This window comes from Bacillus sp. PSXD-155 (assembly GCF_049310765.1).
In the GTDB taxonomy this organism is placed as follows: domain Bacteria; phylum Bacillota; class Bacilli; order Bacillales; family Bacillaceae_G; genus Bacillus_A; species Bacillus_A cereus.
Window position 1 is genome coordinate 1 of the sequence record NZ_JBMOWC010000106.1, and the last position, 5,534, is coordinate 5,534.

The following is a 5,534-nucleotide window of genomic DNA, read 5'->3' on the forward strand; positions in this document are numbered from 1 at the left end:
ATTCACTAAAAAATTATAAAAAAACATAAGTATAGGATAATATAGAAGAATATAGTATTCTTACAGAACGAAAATGAATTATCATTTGTATAATGGATAGAAGTAAAATAAAATAATACATATAGGTAATAAAGTATATTATATTCATAATCTTTAATAGGAGAGGTGAATTCGAATTATGGGTAATAACAATACAAAGGAAAATGTACCTATTATAAATAACAAAAATAAATATATGGATACACATGTAGAGAATATAAGTGGTATCATTCCATTTCTGCATAACAATCGTCATGTAGATAAAGTGGAAGAGAAGATGGAGGTTGCAGAAAAAGAGGGAAAGAGTAAATATACGTATTTAAGTGATATAGAAGTCATTTATCATTTTGTACATTTACAAAAAGATATGGATGAAAAGAAGAATAGAAAAGGGGATACAAAAAAGAGTTATGTGTCCGAAATCTTGTCATTTTGTCAGTGCATGGTGCAGCACGCAGAAGAATTTGAATTGAATGGGGAGGAGGTACAGCAAAATGACTCTTTATTAAAAACATTACAGCCTTGGCATATTCGTAAATATAATGCTTGGTTGAAGCAGGTAGAGAACGGTAGGAATGGGGATACGTACGCGGTCGCAACACTTGCAAAGAAAACTGTGCTCATTCGTTCTTTTCTAAAACATCTGCATGTATTTTCTTATATTGAAAAGCCTCTTCATGAAGAACTGCAGCGCGCTAATGTAAATGAACAGGATCGGCCAAATCGGGACCTATCCTATGATGAAGTAATGAAAATTTTAGGGTTTTATAAAGAACAAGGGCATTTAGTAAACTATACAATTTTACTAGCTCTAGCAAGTACCGGTGCAAGAATTCAAGAATTGTGCACCGCGAGAGTGAAAGACTTACATTATGACGGAAAGTATTGGTTAAAAGTCACAGGAAAAGGGGATAAAGTACGTGAACTTTTCATTTCTGAGCATTTATTCCAAAGTATTAGTGAAATGAGACGGAGAAGAGGATTTCAAACTATATTGAATCGAGGAGATGAAAGTCCTTTATTCTTAAATCAAAGAGGGAATTTTTATAATCCAAAAACGTTATCAAATCAGGTAACAGATATGATAAAAAAGACAAATTTAGATTTTCTACAGTATCGCGAAAATCCTGTAACGGCACATACATTTCGTCATGCATTTGCAATCATGGCAGTTGAACAAGGAAATGCAGATCTATATCATTTAATGCAAACACTAGGTCACGAAAATATCCAAACAACAAAAATCTATTTAGAGAAGCATATGAAAAGAAAGAATAATGTGGGGACTTCATTTGCGGATATGTTGATGTAAGATTTTAATATAAGAACTTAATTTTATTATGTGTTTTTTATATGATTAACAAGTTTTTTATTCGTATGAAAAAACAATAAGAAAGTATTCTATTGATAAAAAAATACATTCAATCAAAAGTACTTTAGTAATTAAGTTTAGTGACAGCTTGTAACTTAGGGGTTACACTTAGAATAGTTACATCAGTACGTACGATTGGCTCTGTCAGTGGAGGAAGCCTTACTGCTTAATTTTGGGGTTTTATGAAAATAAAAGAGCCTGTTTAAGTGAGAAAAACAGGCTTTAAAACCTTAAATAAGAAGGAAAGAACTAAAAGTATGAATATATTTTTGGCGTGACGAAGTGGGGGAATTGGGATATTTAATTTTAGCATTCATGTTTGCAGTTAGTGTATATTTCCTAGTTTTCGATAACCCTTATATAACTATATTTATTATATTTCTCATCATGGTAGGGAAGTCGTTATATGACAGCAGAAAGAAGAGGCAGTAATCAAGAATACAGGGACATTATGCGAGTAAGATAGTGAATTATCGATATAATATAAATTATAAAGTAGGTGATTTTCAAAAATGATTCTTGAAAATGTTAGTACGATAGGAGGGTTACAGCCGAGATACGTGTAAAAATAGGTCATAGACTTACTTTTATTCCCAATTAGTTTTGGAATCGGATTTTTTCTTTTTTGGCTTTGTTAAATTATATTGTTGATAATTGAGATATAAAAATGACTTATCAATAGATAAGTCATTTTTTAATTGCCAGTTCGGCTATTTATTATTCTCAGGGACCTTTTGGCTTCATTTCTTATAATCGGCTGATCATCATTTTTTTCGATGTCCAAAAGAGTGTGAATAACATTGATATCGTTAAAACTTTCAAAAGCTCTAACCAATTTCCATCGAGTAATATCATCTTTGAAATTGGCCTTTAAACATAGTAAAAGTGCATCGATAATTTGATGGTTTGAATGTAGTTTTTGGTAAAAACACATAAAGCCTATTGCATCAATGACTTCTCTAATTGCAAGAATATTATCTGTTTTTAGTACATCCAATAAAATTGGTAGAATCTCTTTTTTCATATGAGCTAGAGTTCTAGCGATAATATCCCTCGGCAAAGGATAACTTTTCTTATTGAAACCATTAGTAGGTAATACTTTATGTTGATTATTGCCTATCTGCCCTAAATATTCGACCATCATCTTAGCAGACTGAACATTACCTTTTGAAAGTGCGTCACATAATTCAATTTTTGTATAAAGTTTGTTTTCTTGTGTAAGAGTTTGAAGAAACAAACGAATCAAATTATCATTTAAATCCTTTTTCTCTGATAGTAATTTTATAGCGATAGTTCTTTTATATGCTTCTTTTGATTTAATCATTTCTAATAATTCAAGATTTGAGTGAGTATTATAATGTTGTAAATCTTCAAGTGTAATTTTCCCGCGGCTTTTTAATTGAGAATCCGAACTTTTCATTTATACCTCCATATAACTGTCTGAATTAGATATGGCGTTCTTTATTCTATATACAGTTTGCCTAGTTATACCGTTTTCTTTTGCAATATGAGAAATGGCTTCGCCATCATTTAACATTTCAACTACTCGATTGTATACTAATCTTTTTTGAGGGTCCTTTGCTGTTGGAGAATAGATAGTAGGTCTTCCTTTATAGACACCTTTCTGTTTGGCTATCGAAATTCCTTGTGCCTGTCTCCTTTTCGTTTCTGTTCGTTCCTGTTCCGCAATCATAGCCAAGATTTGAATAATTAAATCCTTGATGAATTTATCTAACAAAGAATTTCCAATTGCTTCTGCCATAATAGGTAGGCTAGTAATAATTAACTTTACTTCCTTTCTCTTTAGATAATTAACAGTCTCAATAATTTCATCATAATTACGTCCGAGTCTGTCGATAGCTTCTACCATAAATGTATCTCCACTTCGAACAAATTGTAGCGCCTCTTGAAATGCCTCTCTATTATGAACAGATGCACCAGATTTTTGTTCCGTAAATATTTTTTTCGCTCCAAATTCTTTTAATGTTTGTATTTGTCTATTTAAATTTTGATCTAAAGTTGAAACTCTAGCATAAGCAATTTTCATTTTTAAAAATCCACCTCATTTTCTAACCTATTATCATACACCCTAATCATACAATCGAAAGCGAGTGTTTTCAATAACCGACCGATGGATGATTAGGGTCTACCCATAATAGACAAAGCCGGACTCTTTATCGTAAGATGAAAGAGTCCGCAACCACCTTTGGTGTAATTCTAACTAGGAGGAATGAGATTGACTTCAGTTGAACGTACAGCATATCCCAGGTTTAAACAAAACTTAACTAAGAAAGAACTTGCAGCAATTTATACGATTACACATGAAGAAAATATATTTGCACATCGTGTAGCACGTGGAGAGAGTTCAGTTTTTATTTGTTTAGTCATGTTAAAGTCTTTTCAACGATTAGGCTACTTTCCACGTCCTAAGGATATTCCACCGATGGTGCTTCAACATATTCGATCATGTCTTAATATATCTGATGAAATAGAACTTAAATTCAATCCAAAAGTGATGTATCGACATCAAAAAGAAATTCGTCAATATTTACAGGTATATGCATTTGGAAAAGATGCTTTGCATGTAGCTACAAAGGCTATCTATCATGCTTCTCATGTGATGGATCATCCTCCGGATTTAATTAATGTTGCAATTGAAGAATTAATTAAAGAACGCTATGAATTGCCAGCATTCAGTACTTTAGATAGACTTTCTCGTCGTGTACGAACACTGGTTAACAACCAATTGTGTCACACAGTTATGACTCGGTTGTCAAAACAAGAAAAACATAAACTTGAAGAATTACTTTATACTTCGCAAGAAACCAAGCATTCTGGTTTTAATTATTTTAAAGAACTTCCTAAAAGCCCCTCAATTTCTCATATGAAAGAGCTACAAAATAAATTAGATTTTATTACATCATTTATGTCGAACATCGAGGAACTATTAAAAGAGATTCCAAATTCTAAAATTAAACACTTTGCATCAGAAGCACTAGCTTTAGATGCATCGGAAATAAAAGACTTTCATATGGCTAAAAGGTATATGTTGTTATTGTCTGTTATTTATCGTTCACAAATTGTAACAAGAGATAATTTAATAGATATGTTTTTAAAAAGGATTGCTAGGATACATAAAAGAGGAAAAGAAGAATTAGCTCTTTTACGAGAACAGCAACGTTCTATAAGTGAAAACCTTATTTCTATATTGAGTGAAGTTTTACATACAACTCATACGCATGATGATACGAACATGATAGGAAGTAAAATAACGGAGTTATTTGAAGAAAAAGGCGGTATCGATTCTTTGCAACAAGATTGCTTAGCCATTTCGGCGTATAACAGGAATAATTATCTTCCTTTATTAGAAAAGTTCTATAACAGTCACAGAAAGACTCTATTTCGATTGATTTCATTATTAGAATTGGATTCAACGACTCAGGATGATTCTCTTATAAAAGCTTTACAATTTTTGTTGCTAAATGAAAATCGGAGAGTAGAACAGCTTCCTACTAATCTTGATTTATCATTCGCAAACGAGCAATGGAGACAAACTCTTCGAGTTGGAAAAGACTCTAATTTATTGTATCGTAAACGTCTGGAACTTTGTATATTTTCCTATTTGGCTTCCGAATTAAAGACAGGTGACGTAAGTGTACAAGGTTCTGAAAAATACGCTGATTATAGGAAACAGTTATTACCTTGGGAAGAATGCGAACCGATAGTTAAGGAGTATTGCGAAGAACTTAATTTCCCTTCATCTCCTACTAATTTTGTTAAACAACTAAAACACAAATTAACTTCTGTTGCCAATACGGTAGATTTAAATTATCCAAATAACGGACAAGTGATTATAACAGAAGATGGCGAACCTATTTTAAAACGATTAGCACGAAGAAATGTATCTACAAGTAGTAAATTATTAGAAAAAGAAATTATACAACGTTTACCAGAGCGAACCGTATTAGATATACTTTGTAATGTAGAACATTGGACTCATTGGACAAGACATTTTGGTCCTTTATCCGGATCTGATCCTAAATTAGAAAATCCTACGGAACGTTATATTGTTACTACATTCGGATATGGATGTAATTTAGGACCAACGCAAACAGCCAAACAT

At 32.0% G+C, this 5,534-nt stretch carries 4 protein-coding genes; 2 read left to right on the forward strand and 2 right to left on the reverse strand.

What is annotated here, in order from left to right:
• Positions 1-178: 178 nt before the first annotated feature.
• Positions 179-1,351 (forward strand): tyrosine-type recombinase/integrase, encoded by a 1,173-nt coding sequence (locus ACO6VI_RS32585; RefSeq protein WP_422425166.1) that lies wholly within the window; start codon positions 179-181, stop codon positions 1,349-1,351.
• 754 nt (positions 1,352-2,105) lie between these two features.
• On the opposite strand, the gene ACO6VI_RS32590 is transcribed toward ACO6VI_RS32585, so the two are convergent.
• Both ACO6VI_RS32590 and ACO6VI_RS32595 read right to left on the reverse strand, forming a co-directional pair.
• Positions 2,106-2,831: a HEAT repeat domain-containing protein gene (locus ACO6VI_RS32590; protein WP_098214526.1), complete on the reverse strand. Its 726-nt coding sequence runs from the start codon at positions 2,829-2,831 to the stop codon at positions 2,106-2,108.
• On the reverse strand, positions 2,832-3,458 hold the full coding sequence (locus ACO6VI_RS32595; RefSeq protein WP_098386518.1) for a recombinase family protein: 627 nt from the start codon (positions 3,456-3,458) through the stop codon (positions 2,832-2,834).
• Positions 3,459-3,647: 189 nt separating this feature from the next.
• Here ACO6VI_RS32595 and ACO6VI_RS32600 point away from each other — a divergent pair.
• On the forward strand, positions 3,648-5,534 hold a 1,887-nt coding region (locus tag ACO6VI_RS32600), incomplete at its 3' end, for a DUF4158 domain-containing protein (RefSeq protein WP_422424832.1).

Excerpts from the sequence above, each read along its gene's own strand:
- ACO6VI_RS32585 (WP_422425166.1), top strand. The coding sequence starts at position 179 with ATGGGTAATAACAATACAAAGGAAAATGTACCTATTATAAATAACAAA.
- ACO6VI_RS32590 (WP_098214526.1), bottom strand. The coding sequence starts at position 2,831 with ATGAAAAGTTCGGATTCTCAATTAAAAAGCCGCGGGAAAATTACACTT.
- ACO6VI_RS32595 (WP_098386518.1), bottom strand. The coding sequence starts at position 3,458 with ATGAAAATTGCTTATGCTAGAGTTTCAACTTTAGATCAAAATTTAAAT.